The 19,653-nt window shown below is 66.6% G+C and carries 19 protein-coding genes; 10 read left to right on the top strand and 9 right to left on the bottom strand.

Annotation, left to right across the window (positions count from 1 at the left end):
- Positions 1–90: 90 nt before the first annotated feature.
- Entirely contained in the window at positions 91–1,470 is a 1,380-nt protein-coding gene (gene phoA / locus IE274_RS23710; RefSeq protein WP_190117888.1) for an alkaline phosphatase, read from the bottom strand.
- A 280-nt stretch (positions 1,471–1,750) separates the two neighbouring features.
- Between phoA and IE274_RS23715 the strand changes: the two genes are divergently transcribed.
- The 3 genes from IE274_RS23715 to IE274_RS23725 are packed head-to-tail and all read left to right on the top strand — an operon-like array spanning position 1,751 to position 3,652.
- Positions 1,751–2,806, top strand: a complete 1,056-nt coding sequence (locus IE274_RS23715) for an alpha/beta fold hydrolase (protein WP_190117889.1) — start codon at positions 1,751–1,753, stop codon at positions 2,804–2,806.
- A 21-nt stretch (positions 2,807–2,827) separates the two neighbouring features.
- The gene (locus IE274_RS23720) at positions 2,828–3,061 is read left to right on the top strand and encodes a hypothetical protein (protein WP_190118184.1); all 234 of its coding nucleotides are present in this window, start codon (positions 2,828–2,830) and stop codon (positions 3,059–3,061) included.
- Positions 3,062–3,091: 30 nt separating this feature from the next.
- Positions 3,092–3,652 (top strand): CGNR zinc finger domain-containing protein, encoded by a 561-nt coding sequence (locus IE274_RS23725; RefSeq protein ID WP_190117890.1) that lies wholly within the window; start codon positions 3,092–3,094, stop codon positions 3,650–3,652.
- 107 nt (positions 3,653–3,759) lie between these two features.
- Here the strand turns inward: IE274_RS23725 and IE274_RS23730 are convergent, their stop codons facing one another.
- Positions 3,760–4,371, bottom strand: coding sequence for a TetR/AcrR family transcriptional regulator (locus tag IE274_RS23730; protein ID WP_190117891.1), 612 nt, complete (start codon positions 4,369–4,371; stop codon positions 3,760–3,762).
- Between the two features lie 112 nt (positions 4,372–4,483).
- Here IE274_RS23730 and IE274_RS23735 point away from each other — a divergent pair, with 112 nt between their 5' ends.
- Entirely contained in the window at positions 4,484–5,296 is an 813-nt protein-coding gene (locus tag IE274_RS23735; RefSeq protein WP_190117892.1) for an SDR family NAD(P)-dependent oxidoreductase, read from the top strand.
- Between the two features lie 157 nt (positions 5,297–5,453).
- The gene (locus tag IE274_RS23740; protein WP_190117893.1) at positions 5,454–5,843 is read left to right on the top strand and encodes a hypothetical protein; all 390 of its coding nucleotides are present in this window, start codon (positions 5,454–5,456) and stop codon (positions 5,841–5,843) included.
- A gap of 63 nt (positions 5,844–5,906) precedes the next feature.
- Here the strand turns inward: IE274_RS23740 and IE274_RS23745 are convergent, their stop codons facing one another.
- Positions 5,907–6,422: a hypothetical protein gene (locus IE274_RS23745; protein ID WP_229909758.1), complete on the bottom strand. Its 516-nt coding sequence runs from the start codon at positions 6,420–6,422 to the stop codon at positions 5,907–5,909.
- A gap of 184 nt (positions 6,423–6,606) precedes the next feature.
- Here IE274_RS23745 and IE274_RS23750 point away from each other — a divergent pair, with 184 nt between their 5' ends.
- Entirely contained in the window at positions 6,607–7,653 is a 1,047-nt protein-coding gene (locus IE274_RS23750) for a LysR family transcriptional regulator (protein WP_190117894.1), read from the top strand.
- On the opposite strand, the gene IE274_RS23755 is transcribed toward IE274_RS23750, so the two are convergent.
- Complete coding sequence (locus tag IE274_RS23755) at positions 7,654–8,091, bottom strand: winged helix-turn-helix transcriptional regulator (RefSeq protein WP_198897776.1); 438 nt, start codon at positions 8,089–8,091, stop codon at positions 7,654–7,656. It lies immediately after the preceding gene.
- Here IE274_RS23755 and IE274_RS23760 point away from each other — a divergent pair.
- A complete protein-coding gene (locus IE274_RS23760) occupies positions 8,090–8,971 on the top strand; it encodes an NAD(P)-dependent oxidoreductase (RefSeq protein WP_229909759.1) in 882 nt (293 codons plus the stop codon). The genes IE274_RS23755 and IE274_RS23760 overlap by 2 nt on opposite strands.
- Before the next feature lie 132 nt (positions 8,972–9,103).
- Here IE274_RS23760 and IE274_RS23765 read toward each other — a convergent pair whose 3' ends face one another.
- Together IE274_RS23765 and IE274_RS23770 are read right to left on the bottom strand one after the other, a co-directional pair.
- On the bottom strand, positions 9,104–9,526 hold the full coding sequence (locus IE274_RS23765; protein ID WP_190117895.1) for a PIN domain nuclease: 423 nt from the start codon (positions 9,524–9,526) through the stop codon (positions 9,104–9,106).
- Positions 9,523–9,738, bottom strand: coding sequence for a type II toxin-antitoxin system VapB family antitoxin (locus tag IE274_RS23770; protein ID WP_190117896.1), 216 nt, complete (start codon positions 9,736–9,738; stop codon positions 9,523–9,525). Before IE274_RS23770 ends, IE274_RS23765 begins: the two co-directional genes overlap by 4 nt.
- 249 nt (positions 9,739–9,987) lie before the next feature.
- Here IE274_RS23770 and IE274_RS23775 point away from each other — a divergent pair, with 249 nt between their 5' ends.
- The 3 genes from IE274_RS23775 (at position 9,988) to IE274_RS23785 (ending at position 16,425) form a co-directional block, all read left to right on the top strand.
- Positions 9,988–12,036, top strand: a complete 2,049-nt coding sequence (locus tag IE274_RS23775) for a TerD family protein (protein WP_190117897.1) — start codon at positions 9,988–9,990, stop codon at positions 12,034–12,036.
- A 315-nt stretch (positions 12,037–12,351) separates the two neighbouring features.
- Positions 12,352–13,518: a VWA domain-containing protein gene (locus IE274_RS23780; RefSeq protein ID WP_229909760.1), complete on the top strand. Its 1,167-nt coding sequence runs from the start codon at positions 12,352–12,354 to the stop codon at positions 13,516–13,518.
- 732 nt (positions 13,519–14,250) lie between these two features.
- Positions 14,251–16,425, top strand: coding sequence for a hypothetical protein (locus IE274_RS23785; RefSeq protein ID WP_190117899.1), 2,175 nt, complete (start codon positions 14,251–14,253; stop codon positions 16,423–16,425).
- 652 nt (positions 16,426–17,077) lie between these two features.
- Here the strand turns inward: IE274_RS23785 and IE274_RS23790 are convergent.
- The 3 genes from IE274_RS23790 to IE274_RS23800 all read right to left on the bottom strand — a co-directional run bounded on the left by IE274_RS23790 (position 17,078) and on the right by IE274_RS23800 (position 19,624).
- The gene (locus IE274_RS23790; RefSeq protein WP_190117900.1) at positions 17,078–17,620 is read right to left on the bottom strand and encodes an NUDIX hydrolase; all 543 of its coding nucleotides are present in this window, start codon (positions 17,618–17,620) and stop codon (positions 17,078–17,080) included.
- A 12-nt stretch (positions 17,621–17,632) separates the two neighbouring features.
- Complete coding sequence (locus IE274_RS23795; RefSeq protein WP_190117901.1) at positions 17,633–18,757, bottom strand: adenosylhomocysteinase; 1,125 nt, start codon at positions 18,755–18,757, stop codon at positions 17,633–17,635.
- Positions 18,758–19,150: 393 nt separating this feature from the next.
- Entirely contained in the window at positions 19,151–19,624 is a 474-nt protein-coding gene (locus IE274_RS23800; protein WP_190117902.1) for a hypothetical protein, read from the bottom strand.
- Positions 19,625–19,653 lie beyond the last annotated feature (29 nt).

The following is a 19,653-nucleotide window of genomic DNA, read 5'->3' on the forward strand; positions in this document are numbered from 1 at the left end:
GTGCCGACCCCGTGGTCGGCACCCGCACGGCCTGCTGGACGCCGCCCCCACCGCGGCGCCCCGCTCAGCCGAGCCGCAGCCCGGCTCGGCTCAGCCCAGCCGCAGCGCCTCCCGCACCGTCGTGAACAGGTCCGTCTGGTTGGTGACGCCGAGGACGCGGTACGCCTGCGGGCCCTGGGCCGCGATGCGGACCTGGGTGCCGGTGTGCTCCTGGGACTGGCCGGGGGTGTTGGTGGAGTAGTTGACCTTGAGCTGCTGGCCCTCGTTGGTGACGAGGGTGGAGGACAGGCCGGGCGGCTGGGCCTCCAGCGGCACGATCTGGCTGGTGTGGGCGTGGTCGGCGGTGGTGACGACCAGGGTGTCCGGGTGCTTCGCGGCGTAGTCGCGGGCGACCTTCACCGCGCGGTCGAACGCCGCGGTCTCGCCGATCTGGCCGCACGGGTCGGCGGCGTGGTCCTGCTTGTCGATCGAGGCGCCCTCGATCTGCAGGAAGAAGCCCTGCTTGTTCTTGCCGCTCTTCTGCTTGGCCTCAAGGAGCTTGATGGCCTTGCTCGCCTGGTCCCGCAGCGCGGGGGTGCCCGCCGGACGGCCCGGGTTGGAGGTGGTGCAACGCTGCGGCTCGGTGCCGCCCTTGGCCGCGCCCTTGCCGGTCCACTCGACGGGGACGTTGCCGGGCGCGAAGAGGCCGAGGACGGGCTTGCCGTTCCTGACCGACTTGACCTTCTTCAACTCGCGGTCGCTGGTGACGACTTGGTAGCCGAGCTTCTTCGCCTGCTGGGTGACGGTCAGGCCCTTGTACTTGCCGTCCGTGACCTTCTGGTCGAACCGCTGCTGTCCGCCGCCGAGGAGCACGTCGACCTTGTGGTTGACGCTCTGCTCGGCGATCGAGCCGGGGCCGCCCTTGGCGATCGTGTCCGTCGGGCACTTGGCCATGTCCGCCGGGCCCTGGCAGCTGCGGTCGGTGGCGTGCGCGGCGAGGACGGCCAGGGTGGCGTCGGTGAGTTCGGCGGTGGTGACCGAGCCGGTCGCGTAGCCCTTCTTCTGGGCCAGCTCCAGGATCGTCGGTACGGCCTTGTCGGTGCCCGGCGTCTTCGAGATGCGCCCGTTGACCGTCTTCACGCCGGTGGCCCAGCCGGAGCCGCTCGCGGCGGAGTCGGTGACGTAGTCGGGGGAGCCGTCCTTGTGTACCGCGTACGTCGTGTACGAGCCCGTCAGCGGGAACTTGTCCATGTTCAGGCGGCCGTTCGCGCCCACCGTGTAGTCCCGGGCGAGCGTGATCTCCGAGTCGCCCATGCCGTCGCCGATGAGCAGGATGACGTTCTTCGCCTTCCCACCCTTGATGGCCCGCTGGGCCTGGTCCTTGGTGTCGGACGCCCCCGCCGACGCGGTGACGGTCACGGCCACCGCGGTGGCGGCGGCCACGGAGGCGGCGGCTATCAGGCGACGACGGGACAGACGCGGTCTGGCCATGCGGAACTCCTCAAACGAGCTGGTTACGTCCTTGTACGGTGCAGCCACTTCAGCAGCGCCATGTGAACCGGACGGGACGTGCCGGTGCCTTCTCGGTGACGCGGGGGCGACGTCGGTGCTGTGTGGCCTCGACGGTGGATCGTCACTTGCTCGTACGGTGACTGAGTGCGGCCACCTGGGCGACCTTCCCTCATGCGTCACCCCCTTGACTGGTGACGAATGCCGTGCGAAAGTCAGGCATCGGGCAAGCCGGGGTACGTGGACACGCGGAGGAACGCGGATGATCAGCAGGCGTGGCTTCAGCAAGGGGCTCGGGGCGGGGGCCGTTTCACTGGGCGGAGTGGGGGTCGCCGCCACCACCGCCCGGGGCGCGTCCGCCGAGGCGCCCGCCCCCACGGCCACCCCCGGCGCGCACCCCGCCGGCGGGCACACCGCCTTCCCGCCCCTGCGGCGCATCGAGGCCGGTCTGCTGAACGTCGCCTACGCCGAACTGGGCCCCGCCCACGGCCCCGTGGTGATCTGCCTGCACGGCTGGCCGTACGACATCCACAGCTATGTGGACGTCGCCCCGCGCCTGGCCGCCGAGGGCTACCGGGTGCTCGTCCCGTACCTGCGCGGCCACGGCCCGACCCGCTTCCGCTCCGGACGGACGTTCCGCAACGGCCAGCAGTCGGCCATCGCCACCGACATCATCGCCTTCATGGACGCCCTGAAGATCGAGAAGGCCGTCCTCGCGGGCTTCGACTGGGGCTCGCGCACCGCCGACATCATCGCCGCGCTCTGGCCCGACCGCTGCAAGGCCCTCGTATCGGTGAGCGGCTACCTCATCATCAACCTGGAGGCCAACCTCAAGCCCCTGGCCCCCGCCGCCGAACGCACCTGGTGGTACCAGTACTACTTCGCCACCGAGCGCGGCCGCAGCGCCATGGCGGACAAGACCCTGCGCCACGACCTGACCAGGTTCGTCTGGGACACGGTCTCCCCGACGTGGGACTTCGACGACGCCACGTTCGAGCGCACCGCCGCGGCCTTCGACAACCCCGACTACGCGGCCGTGGTCATCCACAACTACCGCTGGCGCCTGAGCATCGCCGACGGCGAGCGCCGCTACGACGCCCTGGAGCGGCAGCTCGCCACGCGCCCGGTCATCAAGGTCCCCACGATCACCCTCGACCCGGAACGGGACCCGTTCACGGCGCCGGGCGACGGAGTGTCGTACCGCGACAGATTCACAGGGGCGTACGACCACCGGACCCTGGCGGGGATCGGCCACAACCTGCCGCAGGAGGCGCCCGGGGCCTTCGCGCAGGCGGTCATCGACGTAGACCACTTCTGACGACGCGAACGGAGCTCGACGATGGAGAACACCCAGCACGCCCGGCACGCCCAGCACGCCCAGGACACCCAGCCCGCCACCGGCAGCCCCGCGGCGACGCCGCGCGCGTGGCTCGGGAAGCTCCCCGAGCGCATCCGCCACGAGGACATGGTGGAGGAGAAGGCGTCGACACCGCACCACCCGTCCCGGTACGCCTACGACCCCGAGGGATCGTGGAAGTCCTTCGCCTGCCTGGCCGCCGACCTGGGCCTCTGAGCCCGGCACGTCACCTGCCAGAATAGTGACGTGAACCTCGACCATGTCTTCGTCTGCGGCAACCCGGCACTCGACTTCGCCGCGACGCTCCGCGCCCGCCGCTCCCTGCGCTTCGAGATGTTCGTGACGCCGGAGCGGCTGGCCGCGTGGTACGTGGAGTCAGGCGTCGTGGACGCGGTCTCCCCAGGTCGGGAGGGTGACGTGGAGCAGGCGAAGGCGGTGCGGGAAGCCGTCTACCGGCTGGTCACGGCGCGTCGTCTCGGCGAGGAGTACGACGGGACGGCCCTGACTGTGGTGAACAACGCGGCCCGCAAGCAGCCCGCGGTCCCGCAACTCACCCCCTCCGGCCGCTGGACGCAGGCAACCCCGGAGGAAGCCCTGTCGATGGTGGCGCGCCACGCCATCGAGCTCCTGAGCGGCCCGGACGTACCGCTCCTCAAGGAGTGCGGCAATCCGGAGTGCACGCGCACATACGTGGACCGCTCGCGGGGCACGCGGCGGCAGTGGTGCGGGATGGAGTCGTGCGGCAACAAGATCAAGGCGGCGGCGTACCGGGCCCGCAAGAAGAACGCGCCCGCGGCGGCGCACTGACCTGCTTTGCGCGGCCGTGGCGGGGCTCGCACGCCCCGCTTCATGTGGCCGTGGCGGGCTCGTGTGCTCCGCTTCATGTGGCCGTGGCGGGGCTCGCACGCCCCGCTTCACGCGGCCGTGGTGGGCCTCGCGCGGCGCAGATGCTCGATGCCGGTGTCGATGGCGGCCTTGAGGTGGGTCGAGTCACCCGTCGACATGAGGATGGCGACGCCACCCTGAAGCCCCGCGAGCAGCGCGGCGGCGGCCCGCTCCACATCGAGCTCGGCTGCCACGAGCCCGTTCGCCTGGAGCGCGCGCATGCCACGGGCGAGCTGTCCCTGCCACTGCCGCAGCAACTCGGTCACGATCGCCCGCGCACCGGGCCTGGCCTGCCCGACGTGCAGAAAGAGCGCCCCGGACGGGCAGTGATCCCCTTGCAGCTCGTACCGCTCGACGACGACGTCCCGCCACCGCTGCCACGACTCCCAGGAGTCGAGCTGCCCGAGGTGCGGCTGCTGATCCTCCAGAATCCGGTCGGCCTCGAACTGGGCGACGGCAAGGAGCAGTTCCTCCTTGCCGTCCGGGAAGTAGTGGAAGAGCTGGCTCTTGCTGGTACCGGTACGCCCCCGGATGTCGTCGAGCGTCGTGAACCCGACGCCCTGCTCGCGCAGAACGTGGGCGGCGCCTTCGACGATGCGGGCGCGGGTGGCACGCCCCTTGCGGGTAAGTGTGTCGTCCATGGCCTCTGCTCCCATTCCTCCCCCTATTCCTCCCCCTGCTTTCTGGACTTGCTGGTCCATTTTCCACGGAGCACAGTGACCGGCACACCCCAAGAGGCAGGGAGACCGAGCCATGACGGAACGACGGACACCGGGACCGGGCCAGGACCTGAACCAGCGCCTGCGGCTGACGCACAGGACGGCGCTGATCACGGGCTCGACGAGCAACATCGGCCAGGCGATCGCGGAGGCGTTCGCGGCGGAGGGGGCGCACGTGATCGTGTCCGGCCGCAACGCGGAACGGGGAGCCCGGGTCGTGGAGGGCATCCGTGCGTCCGGCGGCAGGGCGGACTTCCTGGCGGCGGACCTGGACGGCAGCTCGGAGGCGTCCCGGGACTTGGCGGCCCGGGCCCGTACGGCCCTCGGTGGCCGCATCGACATCCTGGTGAACAACGCGGGCGTCTACCCGGCCCCCGCCACCCCCGCGACGGACGAGAAGACCTTCGACAAGGTCTACGGAGTGAACGTGAGAGCCCCGTTCTTCCTCACGGCAGCAGTGGCCCCGACGATGATCGCGGCGGGCGGCGGCACCATCATCAACCTCGGCTCCTGGGTGGCCCGCCTGGGCGTCCCGGTGGGCGCGCTCTACGCCTCCACGAAGGGCGCGATGGAAACCCTCACCCGAGCCTGGGCAGCCGAATTCGGCCCCCAGGGAGTCCGGGTCAACGCCATCTCCCCGGGCGTGGTCCTCCCCCCGACCCCGCCCGGCACGACCCCCCACCCGGGCGAGGCGATGATGAACGGCACCCCGGCGGGGACGGTCGGCTCCCCGTCCGCCATCGCCCACGCGGCGGTGTGGCTGGCCAGCGAGGAGGCGTCCTTCGTCCACGGGACGGTGGTGGACGTGGACGGGGGGCGGACGGGGGTGGCGGTGATCGCGGCGTAGCCCTCGGGGCCCGTGGTCCAGAGGCGAGCCCTGTCGCTGACGGCTTGACGGAGCGTGGATGTGCCATCAAGTCAAGGCCCAGGGATGCGCCATCGCGGTGTCCGTGTCCAGTTCCCGCCGATGCCCGGCCGCGCATATGCCACTACTCTGCGCTTCCATGGCGAAGGCAATGCGTCTGTACTGGGGATACATCGCGCTTGCGGCTCTCATCGTCGCGTGGAGTCAGCAGTGGTCACTGCCCACCGTCGTTGCTCTGTCCGCAGCGGTCTCGGCCTATGCCGGCTTTCAGGTTCCGGTTTGGTGCGGGGCGGTCAATCGAGACGGCAAGACCTACTGCCGGAACAATGCCTACGGCGTGTTGATGGGCTGCCGGAACCGCCAACATCGTTGGCAGAAGCTCAAGTTGATCGTGCTGCGCAGCAAGGCGGGGGACCTGAGCCGCGCCGTCTTCCCGACGGCGAAGGAGAAGTTCAACGCCACCCTGGCTGTAGGGGGCCTGCTCTCCGCGATCGCTGCGGTGATCGTTCCCGCTGTGTCCGGCGGGTGACCTCTCCACCAGCCGATTCCCCGGTCGCCGTCCCCTCCCCCTCGGCGTTCACCCAGCGGCCGCTCACGGCCGAATCCCGTTCCTCGCAGCCTGATTCGGCAGAGCCACCGCCAGGTCGGGGTTGCCGCCCAGTGCCAGGAACGCCAGGGGCGCCGCACCGTTCCGTGCGATCTCGAATCTGTGGAAGGTCATCCAGAGCGACAGCGTGGCCGTCCGGTTCAATACGGTCACGTCGCGCCACGCCACCGCGTCCCGCACACCGCCGAGCAGGTTGGTGACGACCAGGCCGCCCGTGCACACGTAGCACCTCCTGATCCCGAACCGGGCGGTCGCGCGGGCCCAGGTCAGCTTGAGGGCGAAGAGGGCGAGCACCACGGCCACCGCGACGCCGCCCTTGACGAACGCCCCCGGCGGCTTCTTGACGACCAGCGTGACGAGGAGGACGGCGACCAGCGCCACGGCCAGCCGCCGGAACATCTGCAGGACACCGCCGACCACCCCCGCGACGGCGTAGCTCCCGCGCGGCTCGCCGAGCCCGAGTCTGAGCCCGAGCCGGGCTCCCTTCACGTCTCGTCGCACGACCAATCCCCCTGTTGCCTTGTACCGGCGATGAGTTGAGCCAACAGCCGGATGTGACGCTAGAGCCGGGCAAGGCATTCCACCAGCGACTAGATTGCATGGGATCAATGCGTACGGGGAATGTGTCGCGGGTGCCTCCGGAGGCGTGCCCCCGGCGGCGTGCCCTACGACGGGAGGGGGAGCCGTGTTCGAGATCGACGCGCTGCGGCTGCTGGTGGCCGTGGCCGAGACGGGGTCGTTCACGGGAGCGGCGGCCCGGCTCAACTACACGCAGTCCGCCGTGTCCCGGCGCATCGCCACCCTGGAACAGCAGGCGGGCGGCCCGCTGTTCGAGCGGCTCCCCAGGGGCGTACGCCTCAACCCGGCCGGTCACGCGCTGCACCGGCACGCCGCAGAGGTGCTCGACCGACTGGCCCGGGCGGAACGGGAGTTGGCGGTGCTGCACGCGGGGCAGGGCGGGCTGCTGCACGTGGGCGCGTTCGCCACGGCCAACATCGCGCTGGTGCCCGCGGCGCTGCGGGCGCTGCGGGAGGCTCGACCGGACGTCGAGGCGGTCGCCGTCGAGGGCGCGACGGACACGCTGATGCGCCGCCTGGCGGACGGGGCACTGGACGTCGCAGTCGTCAGCGACTACCCGTCGGGGCTGCCGTCGACCGCCGGCGTCACGACGACGAAGCTGTGCGAGGACGAACTGTTCGTCGCCCTGCCGCGAGGACACCGCCTGGCCGAGGCGCGCGCCGAAGCCGAAGCCGAAGCCGAAGCCGAAGCCGAAGCCGAAGCCGAAGCCGAAGCCGAAGCCCAAGCCGGACCGGGACCGGGCGCCGCCGCCGTCGACCTGCGCGAACTCCGCGACGAGGCCTGGCTCCAGGGCGCGTACGGCGATCGCCCCACGATGCTCGCCGACGCGTGCGCCCGCGCGGGCTTCACCCCCAGGAAAGTCATCCGCATCGCGGAATGGACCGGCAAGTTCGGCTACGTGGCCGCCGGTCTGGGCGTGGCCCTGGTCCCCTCCCTGGCCGCCTGGGCAGTCCCCGCCGAACTCGTACTCCGCCCCCTGACCGACCGTTCCCTGCGCCGCACGGTCCACGTGGCGCTGCCCGCCGCCCCGCTCCCGGCGGCCCTGAAACTCCGGGACCTGCTGCGGCTGACTCTGCCGGGGACCTTGCGGAGCGAGGCCCAAGACCCCCGACAGGGCCAAGCCGAAGGCACGTACCTGCAAGTACGTACTTGATCAAGAACCGCTGCCCGGGGAGCCTGGTGGAGGCGCGCCACGCCCGTCGTCCGATGCCGCTTCCGATCCCGCTCCCGCTCCCGCTCCCGCTTCCGATCCCGCTCTCGCGGCCAGGTGGTCCCGGCCCCAGGCGGAGAGCAATTCCAGCAGTTCGTAGAGGTTGCGTCCCCGCTCGGTCAGTGAGTACTCGACCCGGGGCGGCACCTCGTCGTAGTCCTCCCGGTGCACGATCCCGTCGGCCTGCAGCTCGCGGAGCTGCTGGGTCAGCACCTTCTCGCTGATGCCGGTGACCAGCCGCCTGGTCTCCCCGAAGCGACGCGGGCGCTCGGAGAGCGCCCACATGACGAACGACTTCCACTTGCCCTCGAACACCCCGACGGCCACGCCCATCCCGCACGTGTGCGGATCGGTCACCGTCACGACCTCGGAGTTCCCCATGCCTGCGTTCCCCATGTCCGCATCCCCCGTCACCGTTCTCGGCCTGGGCCCGATGGGCCGGGCCCTGGCCTCCGCGTTCCTGGCCGCGGGCCATCCCGCGACCGTCTGGAACCGTACTCCGGGCCGGGCGGACGCCCTGGTGGAGAACGGTGCCGTCGAGGCCGGGACCGCCGCCGAGGCGATATCGGCGAGTGACCTCGTGGTGATCTGCGTCCTGGACTACGAAGCCGTACGCGCGGTCGTCGCCCCGCACACCACCGCGCTCAAGGGCCGCACCCTGGTCAACCTCACCGCGGGGACCCCCGACGACGCCCGCGCCACCGCCGAGTGGGCCGCCGCGCACGGCATCGGCTACCTCGACGGCGCGATCATGGTCCCGACGTACCTCGTGGGCGGTCCGTCCACCCTGGTCCTCCACAGCGGCCCGGCCGACCTGTACGGACGCCACCAGCACACCCTCCAGGCCATCGGCGGCACCTGCGTGCACCTGGGCGAGGACCCGGGCCGCGCGGGGGCGCACGACGTAGCGCTGCTCGACATCTTCTGGACTTCCCTGACCGGAGTCGTCCACGCCTTCGCCCTCGCGCGGGCCGAGGGCGTCACCGCCGCCGAACTGGCCCCCTACGCCAAGGGAGTCGCCGGTCTCCTGCCCGATGTGATCGACGCGTTCGCCGACCAGATCGACACCGGCAGCTACCCCGCCGGAGGCTCCAACCTCCGCTCAGCGACGGCGATCATGTCCCACGTCCTCGACGCCTCCCACCGCCGGGGCGTCGACACCACAGTCATCTCCGCCGCCCACGCCCTCGCCCGCCGTGGCATGACGGCCGGCTACGCGGACGACTCCTACGCCCACGTCGCCGAACTCCTCCGCGACTGAACGGACTGGGTGCGTCGGGGCGAACGCCGCGAGTTGGCGCATGGTGGCCAGGGGGCGACGGCGCTCGCACGGCCGCATGGCTGCTGACCGGCATCCGGCGAAGTGCGCTCCCGCTACGGCATCGCCCCGGGCTCACTTGCCGGGTTCGGGGCCGTACCACTGGAGCGCTTGGCCGGTGACGGCGGCGATGCATGCGAAGTCCCGGTCACGGTGGAGCAGGGTCAGCCCCTGCAATTCGGCCGTGGCGGCCACGACGAGGTCGACGGGCCCGGCGCTGCGGTGCTGTCCGCGCTGGGTGAGGGTCTCCTGGACCTGGCAGGCACGGTCGTAGGCGCGGTCGTCGACCGGTACCCAGCCGAAGAGGAGGCGCATGTCCTCGATGCCCTGTGCGCGGTCGGCGGCGGAGCGTGCGCTGTAGAAGAACTCCAGCTCGGTGACGGGGCACGTGGCGATGAGTCCGGCTGCCGCTGCCTGGTCCCATCCGTACTGCTCGGCGTCGCCGCGCAGCAGCCGGGCGAGTGCGCTGGTGTCGATCAGGAACTGCGCGGCGTTCACCGGCGGTAGTTCCCCTTGCCCTCGAAGAGGTCCAGATCGAAGGCGCCCTCCTCCGCCGCGGCACGCAGCCGGGTGAGTGCCAGCGCTCGACGCCGGTTCTCCAGCACCTCGCGCAGGGCGGTGTTGACGGTCTCCTTCTTGGTGCTGGTGCCGAGTGCCCTGGCCACGTCGGCGACCAGCTGATCGTCGAGATCGATCACTGTCCGACTCATCGCATACACCTCCATGGATATCACCTATGCCATCGAGTATATCTCTGCTGATGCATAGGGCGCGGTCGGTTGGTGGCGCTGCGGCAGCGGGGCTGAGCGGTCGGCGTTTCTTGCGAACAGCCACAGGCCGCGTTCGGTGAGTAATAAAGTCCCGCTGTGCATTGAGTGTGCAGCGCGTCACACCGCGTCGCCTGGCAGGCGGTGAGGGGCCGGCGGTTCGCGTATGACGTGCGCTATTGGGGGTGGGGCATGTACGAGTTGATCAAGGGCGCCAACGTGGGTCTGGCGACGCTGAGCGAGAGTGTCGACTCCGTGATGGTGAGTCTGGACTGGACCAGCCCATCGGGCGAGGGTGACGCGGATGTCTCGGTTCTCCTGCTGGACGTCGAAGGCAAGGTGCGCAGCGACGCCGACTTCTACTTCTACAACAACCCGGTTGCCGCCGACGGAAGTGTGCAGCTCCTGGGCAAGACGCCCACCGGGAGTGGCAACAAGGACCGGATCAGCTTCGACCTGACTGCGGTCCCGAGCGACGTCGACCGGATCGTGGTGGCCGCGAGCCGGTACGACGGAGCTCACTTCGGAGAACTGGGCGACCTGCAGTTGGCGTTGGCCGACGGCTCCGGCGAGAACCTGCTTCGGTTTGCGATCGATGATGCCGACTCGGTGAGCGCGTTCATCTTCGGTGAGCTCTACCGCCGCAGCGGAGCGTGGAAGATCCGGGCCGTGGGGCAGGGCTACGACGCGGGACTGGCAGGTCTGGCGACGGACTTCGGCGTCGACATCGATGACGACGCAGCGGTCGTGGAAGCGGCCGAGGAAACGCTTGGCGCCTCGGCGGGCGATGAGCAGGCGGACGCCGTGCTTCCGGCTCCGGCCACCGAGCGCGAACCACGAGCGACGCCGGAGGCCGTCCCGGCGCCCCGGCGCCCCGACGTGGGTACGGAATCGCGGAAGGTGTCCGCCCGGCCCCGCACCGCCAAGAGGAAGGTCACCCTGCCCAAGGTGGTCAAGAAGTCCCTGGCGGAGAACGAGTCCTGGAAGGAGGCCAAGCTCTTTCCGGTTTCCGCGCTCAAGAGCGACCGGGACCGGGAAACCCGGGCGACGTCGGTGCTGTTGTCGGTGATGGCGCAGATCCCGGAGTTCGGCAGGAGACTCACCGCCGCGTTCGGAGCGCCGGCGGGCCGTATGGAGACGTTCGCCGAGGTGACGCTGCCGCATGGTGAAACGCCACGGCGCCCGGACGGAGTGATCCGCGTCGAGCGGGCCGGCAAGCTCTGGACGGCACTCGTCGAGACCAAGACCAACGGGAACGCCCTCAAGCCCGAACAGGTACAGGCGTACATGGACATCGCCACCCGTCGGGGATACGAGGCCGTCATCACGCTCTCGAACGACGTCGCGCTGGAGGGCAGTCCGCTGGTCGATGTCAGGATCGACGGGCGGCGCAAGCACAAAGTGGCCCTGTGGCACCTCTCCTGGGCCGAAGTGACCCATCAGGCCCAGATGTTGATCCGGCACGAGGGTGTGGGCAACATGGCGCACGCCTGGCTTCTCCAGGAGCTGCTGCGTTACCTCCAGCACGAGAATTCCGGATGCCACGGCTTCCAGAACATGGGCGCGGCCTGGGTCCCGGTCCGTAACGGCATCGACACCGAGACCCTGTGCCAGGGAGATCAACGAGCCCTTGACGTGGTGGAGAGCTGGGAGCGGCTCATCCGCCAGGTCTGCCTCGGACTCGGTGGCGAACTCGGCCAGAGGGTGCTGCCTGTCCAGCGCTCCAAGCGCGGAACCGACCCCGGCGCCCGCCGGTCCCGCCTGGCCGATCAGCTCTGTCTCGAAGGAAGACTGCAGTCGGAGCTGCGCATCGAGGGCACGCCCGGCATCCTCGCGATCACTGCCGACCTGCGTACCGGCAGACTCCGCACCTCCATCGAGATTCCGGCGCCCGAGCTGGGCTATCCCCTGTCCTGGGCGAAGCGGCTGGTCCGACGTCTGGCCGAAGCCCCCGCCGACCTCCACATCGAGACTCTGGTCCAGGGCGAGGCGGGAGGGCCACGGGGCACTCTGGAACGACTGCGCCCGGAGCCGGGGGACATGCTGCCGAAGAACGGTACGCAGATCACCGGCTTCCGGCTGTCCCTCTTCAAGGGCATGGGCAGCGGCCGCGGCAACGCCGAGTCCGGCTTCATCACCAGCGTCAACGACGCCGTGCACCGGTTCTACACCACGGTGGTCGCCCACCTGGACGGTCCGGCCCGCCGGACACCGCCGACAGACCCAGCCACCACGGGCTGAGACCGCCTCGGTGTCTGTACCAATGGCCCGACCTCGACAACCACTACATGGGAGTTTGCTTACATCCCACGCGGCCGCTGTTGGCCTCGCCCAACTGATGAGAGGGCGGGCGCTCGTTGATATCACCCGACCACTTGCTGTCAGCCACCATCGTTGATGGCAACAGTGGATGTCATGGTTCTACTAGCAAAGGTGCTTGATGAAGCCCAATTTGCGTGACTCTCGGAGGCCGCTATGACAACTACGTCGCTCCCGAAAGGGGGTAATGCCCCTTTGCCGACGAAGCCTTGTCGAATCACTCTCACAGCCTCGCGTGTGGCGATTGACGTGTGCGCGGTGCTCCTCACCCAGAGTGGCACAGTACGCAGCGACGACGACTTGGTGTTCTACAACCATCCTGCCCAGGACGGTGTTGCTCTGGCTGGGCAGACCATTAGTGCAGACCTCACTGTGGTACCGACCTCGGTGGACCGCATTATGATCGTTGCCAGCATCGATCCCTGCCTGCCCAACGTGTGCTTTAACGCAGACAGCACCCCACGGGCGGACATTGACTGTGAGGGCGAACAGCTCACCTTTATCCCTCCGCCACTCCTCCGCGGAGAGACCGCAGCGGTCCTGGTTGAAATCTATCGGCGCGGGGGCGGGTGGAAAGTTCGTGCCGTTGGCCAAGGCTGGCACACGGGTCTCGTAGGACTAGCCACCGACTTTGGCATCGTGGTCGATGATGCGGGCAGCGAGTCTCATACGACACCGCGGGCTGGTACCGCGCCATCCCAGACGCCGGCCATCAGCTTGGACAAGCTCCAGCGCTCGGCGCCAGGACTCGTGAACCTCTATGAGGCTGCGCAAATCTCCCTGGTGAAAACAGGTGTCATGGGCCAGCGCGCAGCTGTCTACCTGGTCCTGGACCACTCCGGAAGCATGTATGACTTCTACGATGACGGCACGATGCAGCACCTAGCGGAGCAGGCACTCGGGCTGTCGGCCAACCTCGACGACGATGGCACGGTGCCGCTGGTGTTCTTCTCCCACGAAGTCGACTTGGTCACCGATATCAGCTTGGAAAACTACAGAAGTCGCATCGACCACCTCCACAAGACCCTTGAATGGGGTGGCACCTGTTACGCGCCAGCGATGCAATCTGTTATTGACCACTACAGACACAGCCGCTGCACCGAACCAGCTTTCGTCATCTTTCAGACTGACGGGGATCCCTGCGACCGCAAGGAGACCCGAGACCTCTTGCGCGGCGCGAGTTCACTGCCCATTTTCTGGCAGTTTGTGGGCTTCGGTCTCAGCCGAGACCTGCGCTTCCTGCGGAGCCTGGACACCCTGGACGGACGCACGGTTGATAGTGCTGGCTACTTCGGTGCTGGCCAACAACCGATCAAGCGCGCCGACGCTGACCTGTACGCCCGCCTCATGAAGGAATTCCCTGACTGGCTCACTGTGGCACGAGCAACTGGAGTCATCCGATAAGCGCTGCCCTCCTTGATCCAGCCCTCACCACACCCAAACCGCCTACTACTGATCCGTTCAGCATGCCCCTTGTCCTTACCCGGTGGCTTCTTCTTGCCCTGGGTCTTGCCTGAGATCCTGGCGACCTGCATTCACCCTGTGCAAGAGTGATGAGCTCGTGCCCCTGGCGGTCGTCGTTGGTCGCTCTTGGCCACTGTTGAGCAACCTCGGACGGCCCAGAGGCGGCCCAGCCTTGCCCTGCGCAGGGCTGCCTTGGACGCAGCCGCCCTGAAAAGTCCCAGCCGGAGGCCTCGGTTGCTGAGCGCCACCGCCTAGGCACACTTTACTCATCAAATGTATGGGTAGAGCATTACCCTCCGTTGCGATTGCATGCTCCGGACCTGTTTCGTGCGAACTATGAAGTTGCGCCAAACGGACAGCCAACCAGCGCTGAGTCTGTAGCATCGGGGTGGAACTCAGGTGCAGAACGCCCCTTCTGGGGCAGGGTGAGGGAAGTGAGCTGTATTCATGGCTTTCTCTGTTGATGAGCTCAGGGGTATGTACCCAGATACGGAAACGCAAAGCCGCATTCTGGAGCTCAACGCACTAGGTTCCCTCCTGGAAGACTCGATTGTAGGACCGAAGTATCGAGTTCCGGCTCATCTCCATGAGCCAATCATTTTCACACCAGCGGGCGAGCTCCTGGTTCGTAGCCTAGGGAACAGCAGGAGCGTCAGCTGGGGAGAACAACGGATGGCTGTATTCCTCTCCCTTTTTCATGACCAACTATTCGTTGACCCTAACGCCACAGACATCAATGCTATCCGCGTGGGAATCTCACGCGAGATACGTGACGGCAAAATCAGGCACCCCTTCATTTTCGGCAGAGAGCTCTACGATAAAGCATATGAAGAATTGGGAGACGATTCCCTTTTCGCCCTTGATCCCGTTCAAACGCAAAATTTCCTCACCGGAACCCCCCCAGGTGTATTTCAAGAAGGGCGCACAGTAGTCGGCCCTTGGGGAGCACTCCAGAGTGAAGAATTCAGGCTTGTTCCTGCCACGACTTCTCCGCTTCTTTACCATTGCGAACGACCGGGTTGTCTGTCAGCACATAGGATTGACCTCAGCACGTCAGAAAACCGCATTCTGTCAACGAGGAATCGCCTGGACAAAAAACTCTATCTACAGGGCGCTCCATCGAACTGGGGAGAATTCCTAAGGGGCATCGCTCATGAACTCAATGGCTACTATGACGATACCCGCTCCCGTGGCATCATCGCCTTTTTGGGCGAGTGTTTCACTTTTGGCGAGCTGTACTCTATCGCGCAGATCGCTCTAGCGGATAGGAGTCTTGCATTCCGGAAAGTCTGCTTCAGTGCCGGTGTGTCCATCAGGTCCGCCGAAGAATTTCTCGAGGGCAAGACAAAGCAAGAGATCATGCAACTACTCTTGCTTTTGAATGATCACGATCTGTGTAACGTGGTTGAGAAGGCCATTCTCACAGGAGAAGTGATCGTCCCAGAAGGAGAGGTGAGGGTCAGTCGCCTTAACCGATATGCCAGCGGGTCGTTCGGCACACGCCTGGAATGCTCGTGCACGGGGGTTAGAGTCGCCTCTAACGATTCGCGTACTGCGATTCGACGCCTTGAGCGTCTAATCCATCAGGTTTATTCGAACGACGCTCTAGAGTCGCGACTCAAATGGAAAATTCGAGACATCAGAGGCGAACACTACGAAGATCGGTTGCGCAATTACCTGACCACAGAGAATGCAAGGGTTATCATCCGGGACCTATTCCTTTCCGGCCCTGACGTGTTTGAAGCTGCTGCCGCAGAATTGAAGCTCGATACGAGCCTGGCGAATGACGATACGTTGGTCGGGAGGATTTCTTGGCGGCTGGGGTTCGCCGGAGGGACACAAGAGACGGGAGCTCAATCTCTTCGTGAGCGGGTGCGCGATATGCGAGATGCGATTCCACAGGGTTCATGCTCGGACGCAGACAAGGAAAGAATCCGAAGTCGATCCGTTCACCTTTTTGTGGATCTCGAAAAATCTTTGGACAGCGCACTATGCTTTACGGCTTGGTTTACTGAGTTTGATCACTGGGCGGCGCATCCAAAATTCACCTACGAGCCGGCCGAAGCGCGACAGTTCATGGCCGGAATCCTGACAGCCCAATCTAAAGCGTCTGGCATGGATCTGACTTACGATCCTTCTGGCAGGAATACTCTCGGCCCGCTCATCGCAGGGTTCGGACTTCTGGCCAGTCGCCTAGCTGGCCTGGAAGGCAGGGCCTCCGAATTTCTCCGGAATGCACGAGAAATTCCTAGAGTGTGTCGAAATTCCAAGCTCGTAAGCTTCGGGTACCCTCACGCAATTCCTTTCCTCAATTTTTCGCAACACTCCCGAAATGACGTGATTGACACCTTGCGCTCCATCTCTCGGGCGCTCTCTCAAGGGGATGTGCTCAGTGTTAGAAACTCATTGGAGCACCACAGGGAAGAATTTCCAAACTCCGACGAAATGCTGACCTGCCTCGACTCGATTGATCGATACTGTGCAGCCGTGGAGGCATTTGGGCTTATCCCTCTAATTTTCCGCATGCGGGAATTCGTTCGAGATTCCTCTGGGCGTACCCGTTACGCCTACGAGGATTACTCTGGTCGTGTAATTGAATCGAATACATTCTCATCTATTGTCCTTACGGGACTCCCTGATCCTTCACAGGATCAAATCTTGGTGCCAGGGATCCGAATTGATGGGTCCGATCTAATTCCCAGATTTTCCCTGGGGGTGCGGTCGAGCTACACGGAGATGTGGAGTAATTGGCCCCGCAACCGTGCGATTTCTAGAAAAATTAGAGAGGGTGGCGAGGGTGATCAAATTGAAATCAGCCAGACAGGCGGCGTGAGCGAGTCGGCTTAGAATTTGTTCCTCCGTCACCCCTATGAGGTGTAGGTGTTCCCCGTGCTCTAAATGCATGGTCGGATGTTGTTTTCCTGGCTGAACGCCGGGCCTTGCGACTAGGTAAAGGTCGGTGGAGCGGCTTTGGGCTGGAGCTGCTTTGGCGCGAGTGATCATGGCCCCGTAAGCTTCCGGCACGTCGGGCAGTCTGTGGACCTGCCCGCTAAAGCACGACGTTGGGGCCATGATCTTCGAGGCTCGCGCCAAAGTGGCTGCCTAAAGCCGTGGAGCCGACCGCCCCAGCCGCGACTTACCCCTTCTCGAACCCCAAGCGGCTGGTCGCCGCGGGGAGCGGAGCGAGCCGCCTTGAACCAGTAGAGAAAGTTGTAACTCAGTCAGTCGAGTCGGGTTCGAGGTCACCGGTACGGACACGGAGTTTGAGGTCGTCGCGGCCTGAGAGCACCGGCTGCCTCGCGGGAGGCACCCTTATCGACGGTGGCTGTCTTCGTTGCTGCCAGAAGTGGATGTTGAAGGCCCGGATCAAGACCGGTCCGGAGTCTTTGAGGTTGTACCCCGGCAGGGATTCGAGCCTGCGACGTCTGCTATCGCCGCGTGACGGAGTCCATGAGCACACACCGCCACCGTCCGCGAAACCCCGCCCGCCGCAGGCGATTCAGCGCAGGGCTCGCAGTACCTGCTCTCGCAGGGCCACATCAGCGATGGTGTCCGCAGCGCGCCACGCCGCAGCTGTGACCTCTTCGGTCTGCAACTCGACCACGTCGGCGACAGTGCGGAAGAGGAAGCGGAAGTCGAAGTGGTGGTGCCCCGGTTCCTCCTTGGCCGGGTTGGCGGGGATCGGGTGGGCGTCGATGTGGATCGGCAGGCGACTGGCCGGGATGGCCGCGGAGGCAGGGATGCCGGTCTCCTCGGTCAACTCCCTTCGGGCTGCGGTGAGGAGGTCGGTGTCCTCGGGTTCCAGGTGGCCACCTGGCAGCAGCCAGCGGTTCAGAGCGCGGTGGCGGATGTGGAGGATCCGCCCGTCGGGGTCGGCCAGGATGGCGCCCGCGGTGACGTGGCCGCGGAATTCCTTGCGTGAGGTGAGGTCGGCCCCGCCGTCGAGGAGTTCGGCGAGCGGTGCGAGGAGGGGTTTGTCGTCGGGGCGAGCGTTGAGATAGTCGTCGAGCGTGGTCCGGATGTGGGCTGTGGTGATGGGCATGGACGAGATCTCCTAGCGGTTGAAGTAGTCGAGCCAGGTGGAGGCGATGGCGGCGCGGTCGGCAGGCGGGAGTTCGTGCAGTCCGGGGTCGAGACCGTCCCGGGCGAGGGCGGTGGAGGCGGCGAGTATCTCCGCCTGGACGAGGCAGATGAACGGTCCCACGCTGGCGCCGTGCAAAAAGTTGACGGCGTTGCCGCCGTTGAGGAGATAGAAGTAGTGGCCGGTGGTGAGGTAGCGGGTGACGTGTTCGCCGATGGTGGCGCGCTCGTAGACGGCGGGCAGTCCGGCGAGTTCGAGTTCGTCCTCGCTGCTGGTGACAGTGGCGACGTACGCCCCGTTGCGCAGCCGGGCGAAGTCCTCGCCCCGCAGTGAGAGCGAGCCGGTGGCGCACAGGACGAGGTCGGCGCTTTCGAGTCCGCCAGCACGGCTTTGGGCGACGGTGAAGCCTTGTGAGAGCGCCTGCGTGCGGCGCACGGGATCGATGTCGTAAACGGTGACGCGGATGCCCTTGGCGTGCAGCAGACGGGCGATGGAGCTGCCCAGTTTGCCGAAGCCGATCACGAGAGCGATGCGGCCGTGCAGGATGTCGCCTCGGCCCCGCATCAGAGCCTCGGTGGAGAAGACGACGGACTGTCCGACGAGGAAGTCTTCGGGGTCCTTGAGCGGGGATCGGGCCACGGAGAGCACGGGGCAGGGGAGTTTTTCGTGGTCGGCGTAGCGGCGGTGGCCGTTCTCGGTGTCCTCGACGACGCCGAGGATCTGGCCTGAGAAGCGGTCGCACAGGGCGTCGAGTGCGGGGGCGAAGTAGCCGCCGACGTCGAGGAGGACGACTTGGCGGCCGGCAGCGCGTTCCTCGATGTAGCGCAGCGCCCGGTCGGAGTCGGCGAACAGTTCACGGGTGAGCTTGTCGCAGGCGTATCCGTCGTCTTCGACCTGACGTAGCGCCTGGTTGTGCACGGACTTGGGCTTCGGGAGCACAGCGCGCAGCTCGGTGATGGCACCCACCGCACGTACGAAGGCGGGCCGCTCGGGCAGCAGGTGGGTGATCAGGAATGCTGCGGGGCGCTCGGCCGGGGTGAAGCGGACGGTGATGCGGCTGAAGTAGGCGTCAAGGCGGGCGCGTTCGAAGGTCTCCATAAAGGCCTCTCCTCAGTGGTCGGGACGTACCGGTTCAGGGCATGGCGGAGCATCTCGGGTTCCGTGAGGGTGTCGTCGTCGGGTAGCTCGCACCAGCCGCCGAAGTACTCGTCAGCGCGGTAAGGGCTCGGAGCGACGAGCCATGAGCCGTACGAGAGCAGTCGTACGGGAAGGCCCTGCCAACTGCCCGTCGTGCCCGAAGGGATGGCGAAGTACAGGCGCGAGCTGGGCCGGTCGTGGAGCACCGGACCAATGGACTGACCGGTTGTTCGCAGCATGGCCAGGGACAGGAACCCGGGCTGCGCATGCACGCGGAGGAGATCCCAACCGTTGCCGGCCGCCAGCAGATGCAGGCCGGGCAGGTCGTCGATGAGTGGAGCCCTGCGCAGGGCCTCACGGACGTGCATCACGCACCGCCCTCCACTTGCCCGGCGGGCCCGCAGGCGTGCGCATCCGCCTCACCTGCGGAGGCCGGACCACCATCAGACGTACGTCAAGGCCGATCAGCTGCCGCACGCGCGCCGCAGCAACGCGCCTCGGCCCGAGGTGGCTGCGGGCCGGTATGACGAGTCCGTATGTATCCGGCAGGGCGAGCACGTCGAGTACGCCGGTGAAGGCCGCCGAGCCGATGTCGCGGTCCGTGACGTCGGCGTCGGTGAATACGCCGCACAAGGTGAGTTCGTGCTGGCTGCAGTACAGAGCCAGCGACTCGGCCAGAGCCAGGCGGCGAGTCGGTCTGTCCCGGCCATGCTTCAAGTAGCCGTAGACGTAAGGCCCGAAGGCCGGTCGGCGTTCCGTGAGCGGTTCGAATGACATGTCAGCAGCGTCGCGGGGGTCGAACGGCTTTGAAATGACCGCCTGTTGCACTTCCGTTGCACTTTCCGCTCCGGCTGGTC

Origin of the sequence: Streptomyces flavofungini (genome assembly GCF_014650815.1) — a bacterium.
GTDB classification, from domain to species: Bacteria; Actinomycetota; Actinomycetes; order Streptomycetales; family Streptomycetaceae; genus Streptomyces; species Streptomyces flavofungini.